The 19,820-nt window shown below is 70.2% G+C and carries 20 protein-coding genes; 10 read left to right on the forward strand and 10 right to left on the reverse strand.

All coding sequences use genetic code 11. The features are described from left to right. The first annotated feature begins 43 nt into the window (after window positions 1–43). The 4 genes from ACIRRY_RS09400 to ACIRRY_RS09415 all read left to right on the forward strand — a co-directional run bounded on the left by ACIRRY_RS09400 (window position 44) and on the right by ACIRRY_RS09415 (window position 4,399). Entirely contained in the window at window positions 44–1,330 is a 1,287-nt protein-coding gene (locus ACIRRY_RS09400) for a multidrug effflux MFS transporter (RefSeq protein WP_403969767.1), read from the forward strand. Further along, window positions 1,267–2,454 carry a serine hydrolase domain-containing protein gene (locus ACIRRY_RS09405; RefSeq protein WP_403969770.1) on the forward strand — a complete coding sequence of 396 codons (1,188 nt, stop codon included), beginning with the start codon at window positions 1,267–1,269 and terminating at the stop codon, window positions 2,452–2,454. Before ACIRRY_RS09400 ends, ACIRRY_RS09405 begins: the two co-directional genes overlap by 64 nt. A 64-nt stretch (window positions 2,455–2,518) precedes the next feature. Then, the gene (locus ACIRRY_RS09410) at window positions 2,519–3,511 is read left to right on the forward strand and encodes a small ribosomal subunit Rsm22 family protein (protein ID WP_403969773.1); all 993 of its coding nucleotides are present in this window, start codon (window positions 2,519–2,521) and stop codon (window positions 3,509–3,511) included. A 150-nt stretch (window positions 3,512–3,661) separates the two neighbouring features. Beyond that, window positions 3,662–4,399, forward strand: a complete 738-nt coding sequence (locus ACIRRY_RS09415) for a bifunctional DNA primase/polymerase (RefSeq protein ID WP_403969776.1) — start codon at window positions 3,662–3,664, stop codon at window positions 4,397–4,399. A 31-nt stretch (window positions 4,400–4,430) separates the two neighbouring features. On the opposite strand, the gene ACIRRY_RS09420 is transcribed toward ACIRRY_RS09415, so the two are convergent. The 8 genes from ACIRRY_RS09420 to ACIRRY_RS09455 form a co-directional block, all read right to left on the reverse strand. Then, entirely contained in the window at window positions 4,431–5,423 is a 993-nt protein-coding gene (locus tag ACIRRY_RS09420; RefSeq protein ID WP_403969779.1) for a hypothetical protein, read from the reverse strand. Beyond that, on the reverse strand, window positions 5,383–6,255 hold the full coding sequence (efeU, locus tag ACIRRY_RS09425) for an iron uptake transporter permease EfeU (protein ID WP_403969782.1): 873 nt from the start codon (window positions 6,253–6,255) through the stop codon (window positions 5,383–5,385). Before efeU ends, ACIRRY_RS09420 begins: the two co-directional genes overlap by 41 nt. Window positions 6,256–6,258: 3 nt before the next feature. Next, window positions 6,259–7,545 (reverse strand): iron uptake transporter deferrochelatase/peroxidase subunit, encoded by a 1,287-nt coding sequence (efeB, locus tag ACIRRY_RS09430; RefSeq protein ID WP_403969785.1) that lies wholly within the window; start codon window positions 7,543–7,545, stop codon window positions 6,259–6,261. Between the two features lie 9 nt (window positions 7,546–7,554). After that, window positions 7,555–8,691 (reverse strand): iron uptake system protein EfeO, encoded by a 1,137-nt coding sequence (efeO, locus tag ACIRRY_RS09435; protein ID WP_403969787.1) that lies wholly within the window; start codon window positions 8,689–8,691, stop codon window positions 7,555–7,557. Between the two features lie 161 nt (window positions 8,692–8,852). Then, complete coding sequence (locus tag ACIRRY_RS09440) at window positions 8,853–9,671, reverse strand: heme ABC transporter ATP-binding protein (RefSeq protein WP_403969790.1); 819 nt, start codon at window positions 9,669–9,671, stop codon at window positions 8,853–8,855. Continuing rightward, on the reverse strand, window positions 9,668–10,195 hold the full coding sequence (locus tag ACIRRY_RS09445; protein ID WP_403969793.1) for a hypothetical protein: 528 nt from the start codon (window positions 10,193–10,195) through the stop codon (window positions 9,668–9,670). Before ACIRRY_RS09445 ends, ACIRRY_RS09440 begins: the two co-directional genes overlap by 4 nt. 51 nt (window positions 10,196–10,246) lie before the next feature. Beyond that, complete coding sequence (locus tag ACIRRY_RS09450) at window positions 10,247–11,332, reverse strand: FecCD family ABC transporter permease (protein ID WP_403969796.1); 1,086 nt, start codon at window positions 11,330–11,332, stop codon at window positions 10,247–10,249. After that, window positions 11,329–12,333 (reverse strand): hemin ABC transporter substrate-binding protein, encoded by a 1,005-nt coding sequence (locus ACIRRY_RS09455; protein WP_403969799.1) that lies wholly within the window; start codon window positions 12,331–12,333, stop codon window positions 11,329–11,331. The genes ACIRRY_RS09450 and ACIRRY_RS09455 overlap by 4 nt, the downstream gene beginning before the upstream one ends. A 120-nt stretch (window positions 12,334–12,453) precedes the next feature. On the opposite strand from ACIRRY_RS09455, the gene ACIRRY_RS09460 reads away from it, so the two are divergent. The 3 genes from ACIRRY_RS09460 (at window position 12,454) to ACIRRY_RS09470 (ending at window position 16,135) form a co-directional block, all read left to right on the forward strand. Further along, complete coding sequence (locus ACIRRY_RS09460) at window positions 12,454–13,881, forward strand: HtaA domain-containing protein (RefSeq protein WP_403969802.1); 1,428 nt, start codon at window positions 12,454–12,456, stop codon at window positions 13,879–13,881. 60 nt (window positions 13,882–13,941) lie between these two features. Then, window positions 13,942–15,426: an HtaA domain-containing protein gene (locus ACIRRY_RS09465; protein WP_403969804.1), complete on the forward strand. Its 1,485-nt coding sequence runs from the start codon at window positions 13,942–13,944 to the stop codon at window positions 15,424–15,426. 64 nt (window positions 15,427–15,490) lie between these two features. After that, entirely contained in the window at window positions 15,491–16,135 is a 645-nt protein-coding gene (locus ACIRRY_RS09470; RefSeq protein WP_403969807.1) for a PhzF family phenazine biosynthesis protein, read from the forward strand. 18 nt (window positions 16,136–16,153) lie between these two features. Here ACIRRY_RS09470 and ACIRRY_RS09475 read toward each other — a convergent pair whose 3' ends face one another. Further along, window positions 16,154–16,357 carry a DUF397 domain-containing protein gene (locus tag ACIRRY_RS09475; protein WP_403969810.1) on the reverse strand — a complete coding sequence of 68 codons (204 nt, stop codon included), beginning with the start codon at window positions 16,355–16,357 and terminating at the stop codon, window positions 16,154–16,156. After that, window positions 16,354–17,238 (reverse strand): helix-turn-helix domain-containing protein, encoded by an 885-nt coding sequence (locus tag ACIRRY_RS09480; RefSeq protein WP_403969813.1) that lies wholly within the window; start codon window positions 17,236–17,238, stop codon window positions 16,354–16,356. The genes ACIRRY_RS09475 and ACIRRY_RS09480 overlap by 4 nt, the downstream gene beginning before the upstream one ends. A gap of 193 nt (window positions 17,239–17,431) precedes the next feature. Between ACIRRY_RS09480 and ACIRRY_RS09485 the strand changes: the two genes are divergently transcribed. Genes ACIRRY_RS09485 through ACIRRY_RS09495 form a run of 3 tightly spaced genes read left to right on the forward strand, consistent with a single transcriptional unit; the run spans window position 17,432 to window position 19,793 of the window. Beyond that, a complete protein-coding gene (locus ACIRRY_RS09485; protein ID WP_403969816.1) occupies window positions 17,432–18,052 on the forward strand; it encodes an ATP-binding protein in 621 nt (206 codons plus the stop codon). Between the two features lie 48 nt (window positions 18,053–18,100). After that, entirely contained in the window at window positions 18,101–19,210 is a 1,110-nt protein-coding gene (locus ACIRRY_RS09490) for an AAA family ATPase (protein WP_403969819.1), read from the forward strand. Continuing rightward, a complete protein-coding gene (locus ACIRRY_RS09495) occupies window positions 19,200–19,793 on the forward strand; it encodes a hypothetical protein (protein ID WP_403969822.1) in 594 nt (197 codons plus the stop codon). Before ACIRRY_RS09490 ends, ACIRRY_RS09495 begins: the two co-directional genes overlap by 11 nt. Window positions 19,794–19,820: the final 27 nt, after the last annotated feature.

Consider the following 19,820-nt stretch of genomic DNA (forward strand, 5'->3'; position numbering starts at 1 on the left):
GCTGAGAGCATAGGTGGCGGATCAGCCAGGGAGGGAGGGGCACATGCCCGAGCAGAGGGCGCAGGCGCAGGCCGTGCCGCAGTCCGCCGTACCGTCGTCGCTCAAGGCGACCCGCCGAGCGGGCCTCCTCGTCATCCTCATCCTCGGCGGCCTCACCGCGACGCCCCCGTTGGCGATGGACATGTACCTCCCCGCGCTCCCCGAGGTCACCCGCTCCCTGCACGCACCGGCCGCGACCGTCCAGCTCACGCTCACCGCCTGCCTGGCGGGCATGGCGCTGGGCCAGTTGGTGGTGGGCCCGATGAGCGACAAGTGGGGCCGCAGACGCCCGCTCCTGACGGGCCTCGCGGTCTACGTCCTGGCGACGGCGCTGTGCGCGTTCGCGCCGAACGTCGAATCCCTGGTCGCCTTCCGCCTCCTCCAGGGCCTCGCGGGCGCGGCCGGCATAGTGATCGCCCGAGCGGTCGTACGCGACCTCTACGACGGTGTCGCGATGGCCCGCTTCTTCTCCACCCTGATGCTGGTCTCCGGGGTCGCCCCGATCGTCGCGCCGCTGGTCGGCGGCCAGATCCTCCGGGTGACGGACTGGCGGGGCGTGTTCGTGATCCTGACCTTCGTCGGGACGGCGCTGGCGGTCCTCGTCTGGACCCGCCTCCCCGAGACCCTCGCCCCGGCCGACCGCCACGCGGGCGGCACCGTCGAGGCCCTGCGCGGCATGCGCGCCCTCCTCGCCGACCTCCCCTTCACGGGCTACATGCTCACGGGCGGCTTCACCTTCGCGGCCCTCTTCGCCTACATCTCGGCCTCCCCCTTCGTCGTCCAGGAGATCTACGGCGCCTCCCCGCAGACCTTCAGCGTGCTGTTCGGCGTCAACTCGGTCGGCCTGGTCGCGGTGGGCCAGATCAATGGAAAGCTGCTGGTGGGCCGGGTCTCCATGGACAAGGCCCTGGCCGCGGGCCTGGCGGTGGTGGTGCTGGCGGCGACCGCGCTGCTGCTGATGGCGACGGGGGTGTTCGGGGAGGTGGGCCTGGTCCCGATAGCCACGGCCCTGTTCGTCCTCATGTCGGCGATGGGAGTGACCCTCCCCAACGCCCAGACCCTCGCGCTCATGCGCACCCGCCACTCCGCGGGGTCCGCCTCCGCGCTGCTGGGCACCTCCTCCTTCCTGATCGGCGCGGTGGCCTCCCCGCTCGTCGGCATCGCGGGCGAGCACACCGCCGTCCCGATGGCGGTCGTCCAACTGGTGGCCGCATTGGTCGCGGTGGCATGTTTCGTGGGAATGTGCCGTCCTTGGAACACACGTACGACCGCGGAGGGAGTGGGGAGCTGAGCGCCCCGAGACTGCGCCACGACACCCCGGAACGGGCGGGCCTCGACCCCGAGGAACTCCGTCATCTGGTCCGGGAGGTCCACGACCTCACCACCGGCGACCGCCCCTGGGCGGCGGCCACCGTCGTGGTCGCGGGCCGCGGCCCGGTGATCGCCGTGGAGGAGGCGGCGGGCTGGGCCGTACGGTATTCCGCCTACGACCCCGAGACCGACCGGGGGGTGGAACTGCCGCCGGCCGCCCGCGTCCCGGCCACCGTGGACACCTCCTTCGACCTGGCCTCCCTCGCCAAGCTCTTCACGGCGGTGGCCGCGATGCAGCAGATCGAGCGGGGCACGCTGGGTATCGACGCCCGCGTGGGCGCCTACCTCCCGGACTTCCGCGCGGCGGCCCGCCACGGCATCACGGTCCGCCAACTCCTCACCCACACCTCGGGACTGCGCCCCGAACTCCCGCTCTACGACTGCGCGGACGACGCGGAACGTCTGGCGATGCTGCGGGCGGAGGCGCCGGTGGCGGAGCCGGGCGAGTACGTGTACTCGGACCTGAACCTGCTCCTCCTCCAGTTCGTCCTGGAACGCATCAGCGGCCGCACCCTCGACGTCCTCGTCCACGACGGCATCACCCGCCCCCTGGGCATGACCTCGACGGACTTCGGCCCCTGCCCGGGCGCGGCGGCGACGGAGGACCAGCGCCGCCCCTGGGCCAAGGCGGACCGGGGCATGCTGCGGGGCGTCGTCCACGACGAGAACGCGTGGGCACTGGGCGGCGTGGCCGGCCACGCGGGCCTCTTCTCGACGGCCCGCGACCTGGCGGTCTTCTGCCGCACCCTGCTGGCAGGCGGTTCCTACGGCCCCGCCCGTATCCTCGGCACGGACTTCGTGGAACTCCTGCTGACCCCGCCGGGGCTGGGCTTCGGGGTCGATCAGGCGTGGTTCATGGGGGAGTTGGCGGGACGGGGGGCGGTGGGCCACACCGGGTTCACGGGCACGTCACTGGTACTGGACCCGTCCACGGACACGTTCCTGGTCCTCCTCGCGAACACCGTCCACCCGCGGAGACGGGGGTCGGACAGCGGGCCGAGGGCGGCGGCGGGGACGCGGGTGGCGCGGGCGGTGCGGGGCTGACCGCACCCACCCCGGCAACCTGGAGCGGGGCCCGCACCCACCCCGGGCAACTTAGAATCGGCGGGTGAACGACCCCGTGGCCCCAGCTGAAACCCTCCGTACCGCACTCGCGTCCCTGCTCGACGGGCTTCCGCCCAGGCAGGCCACCGGTGCCGTGGAACGGCTGATCGCCAATTACCGCGGAGCCACCCCCACCGACGCCCCGATCCTGCGCGACCGTGCGGACGTCGCGGCCTACGCGGCCTATCGGATGCCGGCGACCTTCGAAGCCGTACGCTCCGCGCTGGACGCGTTCGCGGACGCTGTACCCGACTGGACCCCCACCGCCCACACGGACATCGGCGGCGGCACCGGCGCCGCGACCTGGGCGGTCAGCGCCACCTGGCCCGGCGACCGCCCGGTGACCGTCCTCGACTGGGCGGAGCCCGCCCTCGCCCTGGGCAAGGAACTCGCCGCCACCAACTCGGCCCTGCGCGACACCAGTTGGCGCCGCGCCCGCATCGGCCCGGCCCTCACCCTCGACGCCACCGACCTGATCACCGTCTCCTACGTCCTCAACGAACTCACCGCCCCCGACCGGACCGCCCTCGTCGACGCCGCCGCGTCCGCCGCACAGGCGGTCGTGATCGTCGAGGCCGGCACCCCCGCCGGCTACACCCGCGTCATCGAGGCCCGCGACCGCCTGATCGCCGCCGGTTTCCACATCGCCGCCCCCTGTCCGCACAGCGCCGCCTGCCCGATCACCCCCGGCGAGGACTGGTGCCACTTCTCGGCACGGGTCAGCCGCTCCTCCCTGCACCGCCAGGTCAAGGGCGGCTCCCTGCCGTACGAGGACGAGAAGTTCAGCTACGTCGCCGCCGCCCGCCTCCCCGTCGAGGTCGACCCCGCCCCCGCCCGCGTCGTAAGACGCCCGCAGATCCGCAAGGGCCAGGTACTCCTCGACCTCTGCGAGGCCGACGAGCAGCTGCGTCGGACGACGGTCACCAAACGCCACGGCGACCTGTACAAGGCGGCACGGGACGTGAGCTGGGGAGACCCCTGGCCGGAAAAAGCGTGACACTTTCGCCGAAAGCGACACACATCTGACTCGTGTGTCTCGTCCCACCCACCCCGGATGTGAGGTCCGGCCTCTCGGGGCGCAGGATGGTGGGACCATAGGGGAAGTTCTCCGCACAACGACAGGGCAAGCAGCAAGGCGAGGAGATAGATGAGCGCGACGTTCGGTGGCCGGACCGGTCGGCAGGGCAGACTCTCCTCGTGGCTGCGCGGACGCCGCCCGCAGGAGGCCCCCGACGGCAGCGGGCGTGAAGCCCTGCTGCTGGCCGCCGCCGAGTCGGGACTGCCGCTCGCGCCCGCCGCGCACCCCGCCCCGGGCTACCGATGTTCGTGCGACCGTGTGGGCTGCCCCACACCGGCCCGGCACCCGGTGTCCTTCGCCTGGCAGACGCAGTCCACGACCGACCGCGCCCAGATCGAGCGCTGGGCCCGTCACCAGCCGCAGGCCAACTTCATCACCGCGACCGGCATGGTCAACGACGTCCTGGACGTCCCCCTCGAAGCGGGCCAGGAGGCCCTGGAGCGGCTGCTCGCCGCCGGCATCGAGGTCGGCCCGGTCGCCGCGAGCGACGACGGACGGCTGCTCTTCTTCACCCTCACCCGCGGCACCCCCGAGGACGAGGACGAGTGGTGGCCGTGTGAACTGGACTGCCACCCCGAGACGATGGACGAACACCCCGGCCTGCGCTGGCACTGCCGCGGCTCCTACGTCCTCGTCCCCCCGGCCCAACTCCCCGGCGACAACCAGTCCGTGTACTGGGTCCGCGGCCCCGAGCACCCCCTGCCCGACCCGCTGACCCTCCTGGAGACCCTCACGGACGCGTGCGCCCGGTACGCGGGCCAGGAACCGGACCACCACGCCAACGCCGCCTGGCCACTGGGCCGTTAGGTCGACAGGGGCTTGTCGCGGGCCTCCGGGGTCAGCCGCCCTGCGCGGAGGTCAACCCCTCGATCCGCCCCAGCACCGACACCTTGCCGCCCCGCTTCGGGTCCAACGCCACCTCGTTGGAGATGAGTTGGAGGGTGAGGGACTGCTCGACCTCGCCCGTCGTCAGCGCCTGGACGTCCTTGTTCTGGGTCGGCACCGATGTGCCCTCCGCCGCGGTCTCCTTCTGGAAGTACCGCGTGGTGAAGAACACCAGCGCCCCGCCGTCCGCCGTCCGCAGCGCCAGCGGGGCGTAGTCACCGCTGGTCAGCGGTTCGTCGAGGTACTGGGTGGCGAGGCCGGGCTTCGAGGCGTTCTTCGCCCGGTCCGCGCGCCACGCGCTGGTGTGCGTGCCGTCCGCGAAGGCGGTCCCGCCGCTCTTCAGATACGTCGCGTAGCTCTGGCTCAACTCGCCCGGGGCGACGGTCAGTTCGGTCGAGTTCGCCGGTACGGCCTCGGCCCAGCCGTCCTTGTCGGTCGCGAACTTCGGTACGGCGCCGGCCGCGAGCAGCGTCAGATACGCCACCTGCCACGGCTCGGACAGGTCGTTGCGGGTGAACACCAGCAACCAGCGGGCGCTGCCACCCTTGTTGGCGGCGGTGTCGGCGACGAACCAGCGCGGCCAGCCGGCCTTCTTCGGGATGGTGAACTTGGCGTCCGTCAGCTCCAGCGGCGAGTAATTCGCGTTCCCGGCCGGGGAGTTGGTGTGCCCCGCCTTCAGCCGCGCCGCGTCGATGTCACCGAGCGCGCCGGTGACATGAGCGGCGTCCAGGGAACTGTCGTACGCCTTGTCCGCCGCGTTGTACGCGGTCGTGAACTGCTGGAGCGCCGTGGCCGCTTCGGCGCGGGTGGTGGCGGGCAGCACCTCCCGCTCGCCGTGGACCACCACACAACCGCTCGCCGTCAGCGACAAAGCGGTCATCGAGGCCGCTATGAGTACGCGCCGGTCAAGCCTGCGGAGCCTTCGAGGGCTGCGATCCCTGCTCATCAGGTGTCTTCACCTTCCCCTTCCCGGAGGCGAACCCTACCGGGGCGAAGAAGAGGGTGATCGTGGGGATCAGGTACAGCAGCCACACCGTGACCTGGAGGACGGTCGGGTCCGGCTGGAAGTTGAAGACGCCCTTGAGGAGGGTGCCGTACCAGCTGTCCGGCGGGATCGTGTCGCTGATGTCGAAGGCCAGCTTCGTCAACCCCGGGACCCAGTCCGCCTCCTGGAGGTCGTGGAAGCCGTACGCCAGCACCCCCGCCGCCACGACGACGAGCATCGCGCCGGTCCAGGTGAAGAACTTGGCGAGGTTGATCTTCAGCGCGCCCCGGTAGAACAGCCAGCCCAGGAACACCGCCGTGGCCAGACCCAGTCCCACACCGACCAGCGGGCGCGGGGTGCCGTCGCTCGCCGCGTGCACCGACGCCCACACGAACAGCGCGGTCTCCAGGCCCTCGCGGCCCACCGCCAGGAACGCGGTGGCGACCAGCGCGCCGGTGCCCATCGCTAGGGCGGCGTCCAGCTTGCCGTGCAGTTCGGCCTTCAGATGCCGGGCGGTGCGCCGCATCCAGAACACCATCCACGTCACCAGACCGACCGCGAGGATCGACAGCGAGCCGCCGAGCGCCTCCTGCGCCTGGAACGTCATCTCCTGCGAACCGAATTCGAGCGCGCAGCCGAAGCCCATCGCGATGAGCACCGCGACGACGATGCCGATCCAGATCGGCTTCAGCGCGTCCCGCCGGTCCGTCTTGACGAGATAGGCGATCAGGATGCAGACGACGAGACTGGCCTCCAGCCCCTCGCGCAGACCGATCAGATAGTTCGAGAACACGGTCTACGACTCCTTCGCGTTCTTGGAGAACAGCGTGCTGCCCCACCAGTCGTCCTGGTCACGGACGCCCGGCGGGACGGCGAAGACCGCCGAACCCACGTGCTGGATGTACTCGTTGAGCGCGTCGGTCGCCGACAGCCGGCGTTGCAGCGGAATGAATCCCTTGCGTACGTCGCGCTGGTAGGCCAGGAAGAACAGGCCCGCGTCGAGCCGGCCGAGGCCGTCGGTGCCGTCGGTGAAGGAGTAGCCCCGGCGCAGGATCGTGACCCCGCCGTTGGTGTCGGGGTGCGCGAGCCGGACGTGCGCGTCGGGCTTCATCGCCTTCAGGAACGGCGGGTCGTGCTCCTTCGCCTTGCCGACGGCCGCGCCCTCGCCCTTGTCCCGGCCGAAGACGTCCTCCTGCTCCTGGAGCGAGGTCCGGTCCCAGGTCTCGACGTTCATCCGGATGCGCCGGGCGACGAGATACGAACCCCCGGTCATCCAGGCCGAGTTCTTGGTGGTGTCGCCCTCGGCCACCCATACGAACTTCTTCAGCCGGTCCGTCTCCGTGCCCGCGATATTGCGGGTGCCGTCCTTGAACCCCATGAGATTGCGCGGGGTTTGAGCCCCCGGTGTCGTCGACGAGGTCTTCCCGAAGCCCAGTTGGGACCAGCGGATGGCGACCTTGCCGAAGCCGATCCGGGCCAGGTTGCGGATCGCGTGCACGGCGACCTGCGGATCGTCCGCACAGGCCTGCACACAGAGGTCGCCACCCGTACGGGACTTGTCGAAGTTCTCGCCGGGGAACTGCGGCAGGTCGACGAGGGCTTCGGGACGGGCGTCCTGGAGACCGAACCTCTCGAAGAACGACGGCCCGAAGCCGATGGTGAGGGTCAGCCGCGAGGGTTTCAGGCCGAGCGCCTCACCGGTGTCGTCCGGCGGCGCCTCGGCGAGCCCGCCGTAGGCCCCGTCGCCGACCGCGTGCCCGCCGGTCATCCGGCGGGCGGCGGCCGTCCAGTCCTTCAGCATCTGCACGAACTCGGCCCGGTCGTCGGTCTTCACGTCGAACGCGGCGAAGTGCAGCCGGTCCTGCACGGGCGTGGCGATGCCCGCCTGGTTCGTGCCGTGGAAGGCGACGGCCGCACCCGTCTCGGCGCCCGCCGGATCGACGTCCTCACCGACCCGGCTCATCGCGACCGCGCCACCGGCCGCGACGGCACCGAGCGCGAGCCCGGCACCGCCCCAGCCGATGAGCGAACGCCGGGACGGGCTCTCGGATTTCGGGGTCTCGGATTTCGGGGTCTCGGCCATGGTGATCCCCTACTTCACGACGGCGGCGGCGAGCTTGGACAGCGGCTCCGCAAGCGCGTTGACCCCGTCCGACAGCTCCTTCTGCTGGTCCTTGGTGACCGTGTCGTACGACACGAAGCCGTCGGAGGTCTTGTCCGACCGGTACTTGTCGAGCAGCGTGTCGATCGCGGCGAACTGCTTGTCCAGCTCGGTGGTCAGCGCCGCGTCGTTCTTCTGCGCGACCGGCTTGAGCAGCTCGTACGCCTTCTTCGCACCGTCGACGTTGGCCTTGAAGTCGCTCAGGTCGGTGTGCGAGTAGCGGTCCTCCTCGCCGGTGACCTTCCCGGTGGCGACCTCGTCGAGGAGTTCCTTGGCGCCGTTGGCCATCGAGGTCGGGGTGATCTCGGCCTTGCCGACCCGCTTCTGCCAGTCCTTCAGATCGGTGAGCAGTTCGTCGGCGAGCGTCTTCTGCTCGGCGCCGATCTTCTTGTCCTGCCACAGCGCCTTCTCCAGCGCGTGCCAGCCGGTCCACTTCTGGCCCTTCTCCAGGCCGTCGGCGCGGGTGTCGGTCTTCGGGTCGATGTCCCCGAACGACTCGGCGATCGGCTCGGTGCTCTCCCAGCCGACGCGGGAGGGGGCGTAGGCGTTCTTGGCGGCGGTGAGGTCGCCCGCCTTGATGGCGTTGACGAACGTCTCCACCTTCGGGATCGTCGCGTCGGCCTGCTCCTGCGCGTACTCGCGGTAGGCGGCGACGGCCGCGTCCAGCTTGGGGTCGCGCTTGGCGACCGAGCCACCGGTGACGGTGAGCTTCTGCCGGACGCCGTGCCCCTTCATCCCCGGCCGGCAGGCGATCTCGTACGACCCGGCCTTCACCTCGGCGGTGAGCGTGTACTTGGTGCCCGGCCCGATGTTCTCCTTCTCGGAGACGATCCGGTCGTCCGGGAAGAGGATCTCGACCTCGGTCGCCTTCGAGCCGGTGTTCTCGATCTTCAGCGTGACCTGGCCGGCCGGGATCGACTTGGTGGAGGTCGTGCACTTGGAGTCGGCGGCGGTCACCTGGATCGCGTCGCCGTCCTTGGCATCGCTCTTCGCGGTGCACGCCGTCACGGCGGTCAGTGCGGCCGCGGCGGCGACGGCGGTGGCGACGGGAAGTCGGACGGCACGCATGCAGGCTCCAAGCGGGAGAGTGTGGTGAGGCTGCCCTAACTTACCTGAGGCTTACCTCAGTCATACCCGTCCGGGTGGGCATTCACTGCCCACAGAAAAATCACAGACACGGCTTGATCTCAACGGCCAAAAACAAACGTCAACGAACGGTCAAGGGAGAGTCAAGCGGGGCGTTTCGGTGTCACCACGACCGCCCCCGTGCGCGGATGCGGAAACACCTCAACCGGCTGGTCGTAGACGTCCGAAAGCAACTTCTCGGTGAATACGTCCCCGGGCGGACCGTCGGCGGCGACACGACCGGCGCGCAGGATCGCGACCCGGTGCGCGTAGGCGGCGGCCAGCGCGAGATCGTGCAGCACCACGACCACCGCGTCCCCCGCGTGCGCCCTTTCCCGGCACAGCCGCAGCACCAGTTCCTGATGCCGTAGATCGAGCGCGGCCGTCGGTTCGTCCAGCAGCAACAGCGGCGCACGTTGAGCCAGCACCCGGGCGAGCGCGACCCGGGCCCGCTCACCACCACTGAGCGCCGAGAACGGCCGCAGCGCGAAGCCCGTGACCTCCGTCCGCGCCATCGCCTCCGCCACGGCGAGATCGTCCTCGGCGGGCGTCGTGGCGTGCGGCGCCCGCCCCATCCGTACGACGTCCTCGACGGTGAACGGAAAGGACAGCGTGGCCGACTGGGGCAACACGGCCCGCCGCAGCGCGAGTTCGGGAGCGGACCACCCCGTCGCGGGCCGCCCGTGAATCCGTACGACCCCTGCCGCGACCGGAAGATCGGCCGCCAGCGCACCCAACAGGGTAGATTTCCCCGCCCCGTTGGGCCCGACCAACGCCAACACCTCACCGGCCCGGACAGGCACGGACACCCCGTGGAGGACTTCCCGTTGCCCGAGCCGAACGTGGAGATCCTCGGCCTCGGCGAGTACGTCACCCGGTTCGGCGGGGACGGGAGGCACGGGTCGACCGCGGAGGAGTCTCATGCGGGGGTTCCTTGGGGGTGGGGGATGGGGGCTGTTCGGCACCGCCGGGATGGTTCACGGGCGCTGGGCACCGTCGCGACGGAGAAGAGTCGGCGAGCGGAGAAGAGTCGGCGAGCGGCGGAGAACCGCCAGCGGGCGGAGAACCGACGGCCGGAGGAGAACCGACGGTTGGCGGACGACTGACGGCCGGAGCGGAAGGGGTGGCCGGAGAAGAGCCGGTGGTCGGCCGACGACTGGCGGCCGGAGGAGATGGGACGGGCGGAGAGGAGCCGGTGGTCGGCGGACGACTGACGGCCGGAGCAGAAGGGGTGGCCGGAGGAGAACCGGTGGTCGGCGGACGACTGGCGGCCGGAGCGGAAGGGGTGGCCGGAGGAGAACCGGTGGTCGGCGGACGACTGGCGGCCGGAGCGGAAGGGGTGGCCGGAGAGGAGCCGGTGGTCGGCGGACAACTGACGGCCGGAGCAGAAGGGGCGCGGGGAACTGCGCGACCAGCCCCCACCGGCCCGCACCCCCCCAACGCACATCCCGTGGCATTCTCGACCGGGCAACAAACACCGCGTCCCACACAACCCGCATCACGCCCACCCCCCTTGCCTGCGCCGCGTCCTCCGCAACAGCCAGAAAAAGAACGGACTACCGAGCAACGCCGTCAACACACCGAGCGGCAACTCCGCCGGCGCCGCAACCGTACGAGCCGTCAAATCCGCCCCCAACAACGCCAACGCACCGAGCAGCGCACTGGCCGGAATCAGAAAACGATGACCGGGCCCCGCCGCCATGCGGAGCAGATGCGGCACGACCAGCCCGACGAAGCTGATGATCCCGGAGACACTGACCGCCGCCGCCGTCAGCAGCGCGATGACCAGCACCAGGACGATCCGAAGCCGTTCGACGTCAACTCCCAGATGCCGCGCGGGGCGTTCACCGAGCGCGAGCAGATCGAGGCGGCCGGCGTGGAGCGGCGCGAGCGTCAGCCCGATCACCGCGCACGGCAGGATCGCGAGCACCTTCGGCCAGGTCGCCTGCGAGAGCGAACCGAGCTGCCAGAAGGTGATCTGGTTGACCGCCGCCGTGTCCGCGAAGAACAGGAACAGACCGATCAACGCTCCCGCGAACGCGTTCAGCGCGATCCCGGTGAGGATCAGCGTGACCACTTCCGTACGCCCGCCCGAGCGTGACATCGCGTACACCAGCAGAACCGTGGCGAGCCCGGAGACGAACGCCACCGCCGACACCGTCCACGTCCCGAGGAAGTCCAGCCCGAACGCGATCACCGCGACCGCGCCCACCGCCGCCCCCGAGGACACCCCGATGACCCCCGGCTCGGCGAGCGGATTCCCGAACACGCCCTGCATCAACGCCCCCGCGCACCCCAGCGACGCCCCGACGAGCAGCGCGAGCACGATCCGCGGGAACCGCACGTTCCACAGCACCGACTCCGGCACGCGGTCCAACGCGCCCCCGCCGAGCCCCAGTCGGTGCTGCACCGACGACAGGACATCCCCCGTCGGAATCGGATACGCGCCAAGACCCGCCGCCACCGGAACGAGCACGAGCAGCGCCACGACCAGCCCGACGGTGAGCAGCCAGGCCGCACTGCGCTTGCGACGCGCGGGAGTTGGCGTAACAGCTGCCTCAACCCCCTTGTCCAGTACGGTCACTTGGCCCCGCCCCCGTACAGCTGCGCCACGATCGACGTGAGCACCTGGTCGGTACGCGGCCCGTAGTTGAGGAGCACCCCGTCCTCGATCGACACGACCCGCCGGTTCATCCCGGCCGGGGTCTGCGCGACACCGGGGATCTTCACCAGCCCGTCGATCCCGCCGACCGACTCAAGTCCCTTGGTCATGACGAGAATCGCGTCGGGTGCGGCCTGCGCGAGCGCCTCGGTGGTGATGGCGGTGAAGTCCTGCTTCAGCCCCGACTCCGCGCCCGCGTCGACCGCCCCGGCCGCCTCCAGCAGCGAGGTCGCGCCGGAGCCCTTGCCGCCGATGAGATACACGGAGGCGGACCCGCGCAGATACAGGAACGCGACCCGCGGCTTCTCCTTGTGCTGCGGAATCGCCTTGCGCACGGCGGCGATCCGGTCCTCCGAGCGCTGGGTCAGCTCCTTGCCCGCGGCCGGTACGCCCAGCGCGTCGGCCACCGCCTGGATGCGCGGGCCGACGTCCGCCAGACCCTGGGCCGGGTCGACGACCAGGACGGGGATGCCGGCCGCGCGGATCTGGCCCATGGCCTCGGCCGGTCCGGTGGTCTTCTCGGCGAGCACGAGATCGGGCTTGAGGGACAGCAGGCTCTCGGCGGACACGTCGTGGTTGCGGGTCACCAGGGGGAGTTTCGCGGCCTGTTGGAAGGTGGCGGTGATGTCCCGGGCCACGACCCGGTCGCCGAGCCCGAGCGTGAACACGATCTCGCTGAGGCTGCCGGAGAGCGGCACGATCCGCCGCGCGTTCCTGACGGTGACCTTCTTGCCGTCCGCCGAGCCGACGGTGACCGGGAGCCGGGGCTCCGGTGTGTCGGTCAGCGGCTCCACGCGGTTGGCCGCGACGGCGGCCTTCGAGGACGCGGAGGACGCCGTGGTCGCGGACGTCCCGGTGCCCCCGCATCCGGTGAGCGTGAGCGCGAGCACGGTCAACAGTGCTCCCGCCAGTCGTGTGCGCAAGCGTGGCACGGTCCCGCCCGTCTCTCTCTGTTGCTTCGGACTCTGTCGTTTCTGGTGAAGAAAGCTTAGGTTAGCCTTACCTTCGTTCGCTACCGGCTGTCGTCACCGGAGGACCCATCCATGCCCGCGCGCCTCAAAGCCCTGGTCACCGTGTTGCTCACGGCTGTCCTCGGCGCCCTCCTCCCCACGGCCCTCGCCCACGCCGAGAGCCGTACCGTGCAGGGCGGCCGGCTCGACTGGGGCATCAAGTCCTCGTTCCAGAGCTATGTCACCGGGCCCATCGCGAACGGGAGTTACTCCCTCACGGGCGGCGCGGCGACGGTGGGCAGCAGCCAGTTCCGCTTCCCCTCGGCGACGGGTTCGTACGACGGCTCGACGGGCACGTTCCGCTCGTCCTTCGCGGGCGGGGTGCACTTCGTCGGCCACAAGAAGACCGACGGCACCTACGAGCTGGACCTCACCCTGAGCCGCCCCACGGTCCGCATCACGGGCTCCGGCGGCACGCTCTATCTGGACGTCACCAGCAAGGCGAAGGGAACGGGGACGGTCACGACGTCCTCCCAGGTGCCCTTCGCCAACCTCTCCCTGGGCGGCATCAACATGAAGGGCGCCGGCACCTCCGTCGTCCTCGACAACCTGCCCGCCACGCTCACTTCGCAGGGCGCCAGGTCCTTCGCCGGCTACTACACGGCCGGCACGGTCCTGGACCCGGTCAGCCTCTCGGCGGACGTGAGGGCGGCGGCCACGAAGAAGGCCACGCCCACCCCGACACCGACCAAGTCCGCCGCGAAGAAGGAGAGTTCGAGCGGCGCGATCGTGGACGGCGCCGTCGACTGGGGGGTGCGCCGCACCTTCCGGGAGTACGTCACCGGTGACATCGCGAAGGGCAAGTGGACCTTGTCGGCGGGAGCGGAGGACGGCGGCGCCCTCTTCCGCTTCCCGAGCGGTGAAGGGACCTACAAGAGCGGGCAGTTGACGGCCTCGTTCAAGGGCGCGGTCCGCTTCACCGGCACCGAGGGCCTGGATCTGAAGCTGAGCGGGGTCCGGACGACCGTCGAGGACGACGGCAAGGGCACCCTCTACGCCGACGTCACCAGCGCCGACTTCACCGGCAAGAAGGTGCCGCTGGTCACCTTCACCGCCAAGAACCTCAAGGCGGTCAAGGGGCTCGCGAAGCTCACCGAGGCACCCGCGACACTCACCGCGCAGGGCGCCAAGGCCTTCGCCGGGATGTACCAGGCGGGCACCGACATGGACCCGGTGTCCCTGGCCGTCGCCCTCACCGACGACGCGAAACTGCCCGCGCTGCCCGACCTGGGCAGTGCACCCACGGCGAGCGGGACCCCGGAGGAGCAGTCGGCCGAGCCCTCGGTCTCCGCCGAGCCGGTCGCCGACAACTCCGCTGCCGGCGACGGCACTTCGGCCGCCCTGCCGATCGGCCTCGCGGCCGGCGCCCTGCTCGTGGTGGCCGCGGTGTCCGCGCTCGTCGTCGTCCGCAGGCGCCGCACCCGCCCGGCGACCGACAGCGCGTCGCCGGAAGCGGAGTAACCCCCCTACTCGGTCCGCCTGTTGACGGACCATCCACTCACCCCAAGGAGAACCACGGCCATGCCCGTCAGACCTCGTCGTTCCTTCGCCCTCGCCGCGGCCGTCGCGACCGCCGCCGCGCTCGGCGCCACCGCGCTCGCCACGACCACCACGTCGGCGGCCGAAGTCCCGCTCAGCGGCTACGAGTTGACCTGGGGCATCAAGCAGTCGTACCGCACCTATGTGAAGACCTACGCGCAGGGCTCCTTCACCACCACGGACGGCGCCTCGCAGGGCGTCGACAACGGCACCTTCACCTTCACCGCCGGCGCAGGCACCTACGACACGACCAGCCACGCCGTGCACCTCACGTTCAAGGGCGCGATCACCGCCAAGTCGACGCTGCACGGCTTCGTGCGCGAGATGTCGGACTTCCAGTACGACAGCGCGGCGGGCACCCTCACCGCGGACCTCGTCGCGGACGGCGGCGCCAAGCAGCAGGACGTGACGCTCGCCACGGTCGCCGCGCCCACCGGCCAGGACCTGGCGAACCTCGCCACCACGCTCACCGCCGCCGCGGGCACGTTCCTCGGCAGCGATACGTACGCGAACGCGGCCGGCGACCCGCTGTCGGCGGTCAAGCCCGTGTCGACGACGTCCCCGACCCCGAGCGCGCCCAGTTCGCCGCCGCCGTCGACGCCCGCGTCCACCACGCCCAGCCCCACGTCCACGGATACGGCCACCCCGTCCACCCCGCCCTCCGAGACCGCGAGCCCCTCGGACACCGCCTCCGAACCGGCCGCCACCAAGGGCGAGATCGCGGACGGCACCCTCGCCTGGGGCGTCAAGGAGTCCTTCCGCTCCTACGTCGTCGGCAGCGTCGCCAACGGCGAGATCACCACCTCGGGCGGGGCGGCCCAGGCCACCGGCAACGGTGTCTTCACCTTCACCGGCGCGACCGGCAGCTACGACACGGACGCCGACACCCTCTCCGCCGCCTTCGAGGGCGCGGTGAACTTCAAGGGTCATGAGGACAACGGCACTTACGGCCTCGACCTCACCTTCACCGACCTCAAGGCGACCCTCGACGGCGGCTCCGGCAAGCTGACGGCGGACGTGACGAGCCTCGGCGAGAAGTCCGAGGACGTCGTCCTGGCCGACCTGAAGGCGGGCTCGACCGACCTCACCGCGAAGGACGACGTCATCACCCTCGACGACGTCACCACCACCCTCACCGCGGCCGGCGCGAAGGCCTTCGGCGGCTTCTACCAGACCGGCGCGGAACTCGACCCGCTCGACCTGTCGGTGGCCCTCACCGCGGACGCCACCCTCCCCTCCGACGGCTCCTCGTCGTCGGGCGGCACGGGCAGCTCCTCCGGCAACTCCGGTACGACGGGCTCGACTTCGGGCGGCGTCACCGGTTCGACGACGGGCGGCGCGACCGGCTCCCTCGCCTCGACGGGCTCCGGCATACCGGCGGCGGCACTCGGCACGGCGGCGGCGGTCACCGTGGCGGCGGGCGCGGGCGTGGTGTTCGCGATGCGCAGGCGCCGTACTCAGGCGTAGGGCTTGGTCGGGGCGGTCCCGTGCTCGATGTACGGGACAGCCCCGGCGATGCTTCAATTCCCCCGTGACTGACTACGACGTACTGCGTGTCTTCTGCGGTCCCAGCGGCGGATACGGCAACGAACTCGGCGTCGTCCGCGAGGGTTCCGTCATGCCGGACCCGGACGAGCGGCAGGTGTTCGCCGGGAAACTCGGCTTCAGCGAGACGGTGTTCGTCGACGACCCCGAGCGCGGAATCATCGACATCTACACCCCGACCACCCGCCTGCCCTTCGCCGGCCACCCCTGCGTCGGCACGGCCTGGCTCCTGGACATACCCGAACTGGTCACTCCCGCGGGCATAGTCGGCACCCGCCTCGACGGCGAGTTCAGCTGGATCGAGGCCCTCCCGGAGTGGGCCCCGCCCCGCACCCTGCGCCAGTACGCCACCGCCGCCGAGGTGGACGCCCTGCCCGTCCCCCCGCCCGGCGAGTGGATCTACGCCTGGGCCTGGGAGGACGAAGCGGCGGGCCGCGTCCGCGCCCGCGCCTTCCCCGGCCGGGACGACGGCATCCACGAGGACGAGGCGACCGGCGCGGCGGCGTTGCTCCTGACCGACCAGTTGGGCCGCGCCCTCAACATCACGCAGGGCGCGGGGTCGCAGATACTTACGGCTCCGCAGCCGGGGGGATGGGTGGAGGTCGGGGGGCGGGTGGTTCTGGAGCGCTGAACGCCCTTGGGAACAGGGTTACTTGACCTGCGCGACGAAGGAACTCCAGGCGGTGCGGCCAAAGGGTATGACCGGGCCGGTGGGGGTTTTGCTGTCGCGGACGGGGGCGAAGGCGGGGATGTCAGGGGCGAGTTCGAGGCACTCGTTGTTACCACCGCTGTAGCTACTGCACCGCCACCTCGCGCCCGACAGGTCCGGCGTGTTGTGGCGTGCGGTGTTCATGCCCTGTGCTCCTTGGCCCTGTGTCGGATGACGGCGAGGGATTCCACGGGAGAGAGCGCGGACGTGCGCGCGGCGTCGAACAGCTCCTGGTACCGGGCGACTTCAGTCTCCCGTTCGAACCACGTGGAGCCGGTCGGGTTGTCCGCCAGCACTACGTCGAGTGCTGCCTCCTCGGGGAAACCCAAGACTACGTACGGCCCGAACATACTCGCATGGGCGCCGTGGGAGAACGGCAGCACCTGGATGGTCACATTCGACTGCTCCGAGGCGGCCAGCAGTTGTGCCAACTGCCCTTTCATCACGTCCGGTCCGCCGACCTGCTGGAGGAGCACGGCCTCCGACAGGACTGCCCAGAGGTGCAGCGGGGAGTCTCCGGCGAGGCGTTCCTGACGGGCGAGACGCACCTGGACGAACTTCTCGATCTCGTCCGCCGTCTGCCATTGCCGCGAGGCGACGGTGACGGCACGGGTGTACTCCGGAGTCTGGAGCAGGCCGGGGACCAGTTGCGCCTGAAACGTATGGATCGTCCCGGCCATGGTCTCCAGGGCGATGTAATCGCGGTAGGTGTCCGCGAGCACTGATCCGTACTCGTTCCACCACCCTTGCCTGCGACGGCGGTTGGCCTTCCGGGCCAGCTCCGAGAGCCGATCGCGAAGCTCGGCGTTCGTCGCTCCGTAGGCAAGCAACATCGCCGTCAGATCCGGGAGCCGGACAGCGACCCGGCCGTTCTCGATCCTGCTGATCTTGCCCTTGGTGCAGTCCAGTGCTTCGGCCGCCTGGGCGGTGGTCAGCTCCGCCGCTTCCCGCAACCTGCGCAATTCGTCGCCGAGTTGGCGGCCGAGGACGGTTGAAGGGTTCGGGGTGGTGCTTTTCGCAAGCATGACAACACCTTCTAGCAGGACGGCAGATGGGATGGTGGTGACTTAACTCGAAGGAGTGAAAATAGGCATCATCCGAGTCAGCAACGTTGCAGACTCGCATCATCCTTGGGCATTCTGCTGATGTCCGCGACTCCAACCGGAGCCGCGCTGCGGGGAGTTCGCCACAGTCGCCGAGTCCCAAGGAGGCCACCGCATGGCCGCACCGAACGAAGTCACCTTCCGGCTGCCCCGCAGTCATCGCAGCGTGCCGAGAGCGAGGGTCACGCTGCTCGCGGTGCTCGGTGGCTGGGGTGTTGATCAAGAGGTCCTGAGCAACGCCGAGTTGGTGCTCTCGGAACTCGTGACCAACGCGCTGCGCGTACCCGTGCCGAGCGATCGCCAGGTAGGCGTACGGATCGCACGCATGGTGGACGAGGGGATGCTGCGGCTGGAGGTCAGCGACGCCGGAGCGGGGACGCCCGAGTTACGGGAGCCCGGGGACGAGGAGACGGGTGGGCGCGGGCTGCTCCTGGTCGAGGCACTCGCCCACCGCTGGGGAGTTGAGAAACGTGCGGGCGGGGTCGGCAAAACCGTGTTCGCGGAGCTGAAGGCACCGGACATCGTGGCCGAGCCTGTCGAGACGGAGGTCGCGGCGGTCATGGTCCGCCCCGGGCAGCATGTGCGGGTGTGGGGTGCCTGGCGTGCGGTCCTCGACGTTCACACCGAGCAGAGCGAATCGCACGAATCCACGGTCGTACTGAGGCTGGACGAGGGCCCGGAGCTGCGCGTACACGCGGCCGAGCCGCTGGCCGTACGGCGGAGGCAGGGCGGATAGTGTTGGACCGCAGCCGGTTCGCGCAGACGCGGTGAGTGAGGAGCAGCGGTGATCACCCGGATCGAGATCGACGGCTTCAAGACCTTCGACAACTTCTCACTCGACGTGCCGCCGTTCCTGGTCCTGCTGGGAGCGAACGGCTCCGGCAAGTCCAACCTGCTGGAGGCCATCGACCTGCTGGGTCATCTTGTCTGGAGCCCCACCAGTCGGACGCTGGTCCGTCGCGCCAGGCGGGGCGGGCCCCGTGAGCTGTTCCGGCGACGTCCGGACGGGAGCCTGGTGGAGGAGATTCGCATCGGAGTGACCGTTCTGCTGGAGACTCCGGAGTTCGGGCTGGTTCCGCACGAGGTCACCGCGTACATTCGCTACCGCGAGGCGCCGGAGCCGTTGGCCGTTTCGGTGGTGGTCGATGGCCCTGACCTTGACAGTGCGGTGTACGACGCTCTGAAGCAAGCAACCAACGGCTGGCGACTGCTGGATCCCCTGCCCAACGCCATGCGCCAACCCGCCGACGCGTACGACAACGAGGTGCTGACCGAAGACGGTCGCAACCTCGGTGCCGTACTCGGCCGGTTGTGGAGGACACCGGAGCGGAGGTCCGCCTTCCTGGCAGACGTGGCGGCCGTCCTTCCCGATGTACGCGAGATCGACGTCGTACAGGACAAGACCCAAGCCCTGTGGGACATCTGGATCCAGCACAAGCATGAGCCGAGGATGGCCCCGCGAGTCGTCTCCGGCGGGACGCTGCGGGTGCTCGCCCTGCTCGCCGCCGCACATGATCCGGCTCATCCAGGTGTGCTGATGGTCGAAGAACCCGAGAACGGCCTGCACCCGAATCGCGTCCCCCGTCTGCTGGAGCGGCTGAAGGCAAGCGTCACGGATCCCGCCGCATACGAGGAACCCACCGAAGACGATCGTGACGCGCTCCGTCAGATCATCGTCACCTCCCACTCCCCGGTCGTGCTGGCCTCGCTGCTGGACGAGGCTTCTCAGGACGTGGTGTTCATGGACACGGTCACCCGGCTGGAGAGAGGGCAATCGCCGACCAGATTGACGCGGGCCCGGAAGGTCGGCGTGACCGGTGAGCGTGGTACTTACGTCACGCCCATGGAAGTACGCCAGTACCTGGACCCGGTGGGATACGCGCATGGGGCTTAGGTACTTGAGCATCGCGCTGCTCACCGAGGGGCTCAGCGACCAGTGGTTCCTGTTGCCGCTCATCGACCGCCAAGTGGCGGCGCTGGAGCCGGAGTCCGCTCCCGGATTCGACTTCGGAGGCACTGCGCCCGGAAGCCGCTTCACGGTCGCGCCGCGCGACCAGGTGGTCGAAGAGGTCGCCTTGCTCCTGGAACACATGGACATCGTGCTGATCCATCACGACCACAACGAACGGGGCAAGGTCGAGTCCGTCCGGGCCAGGCTCGGCCGCGAAGCGCACCGGCTCGTCGGGATCGTCCCGGTGCGGGAGACGGAGGCCTGGATGCTGGCCGACGCCGCCGCGCTGCCCACGGCGACGGCGGAGGCATCGGTACGGACCCTGATCCGGTCACCTCGCGACGTCGAGAAGGTGCCGGATCCGAAGAAGGCCCTGGCCGAGGCGTTCGGCCCACGGCACCGGCCCGAGTACGACTTCGATCGGCTGGGCCAGCGCGTGTCCTTGACGGTGCTTCAGCGGATTCCCGCCTATGCCTGCTGGGTCGGTGAGTTGCGGACGGCGATGGAACGACTCCGCTTCCTGTGACAGTGGCCTCGCAGGCTCGGCCCGACG

Source organism: Streptomyces sp. NPDC101776 (assembly GCF_044766845.1).
Taxonomy (GTDB): domain Bacteria; phylum Actinomycetota; class Actinomycetes; order Streptomycetales; family Streptomycetaceae; genus Streptomyces.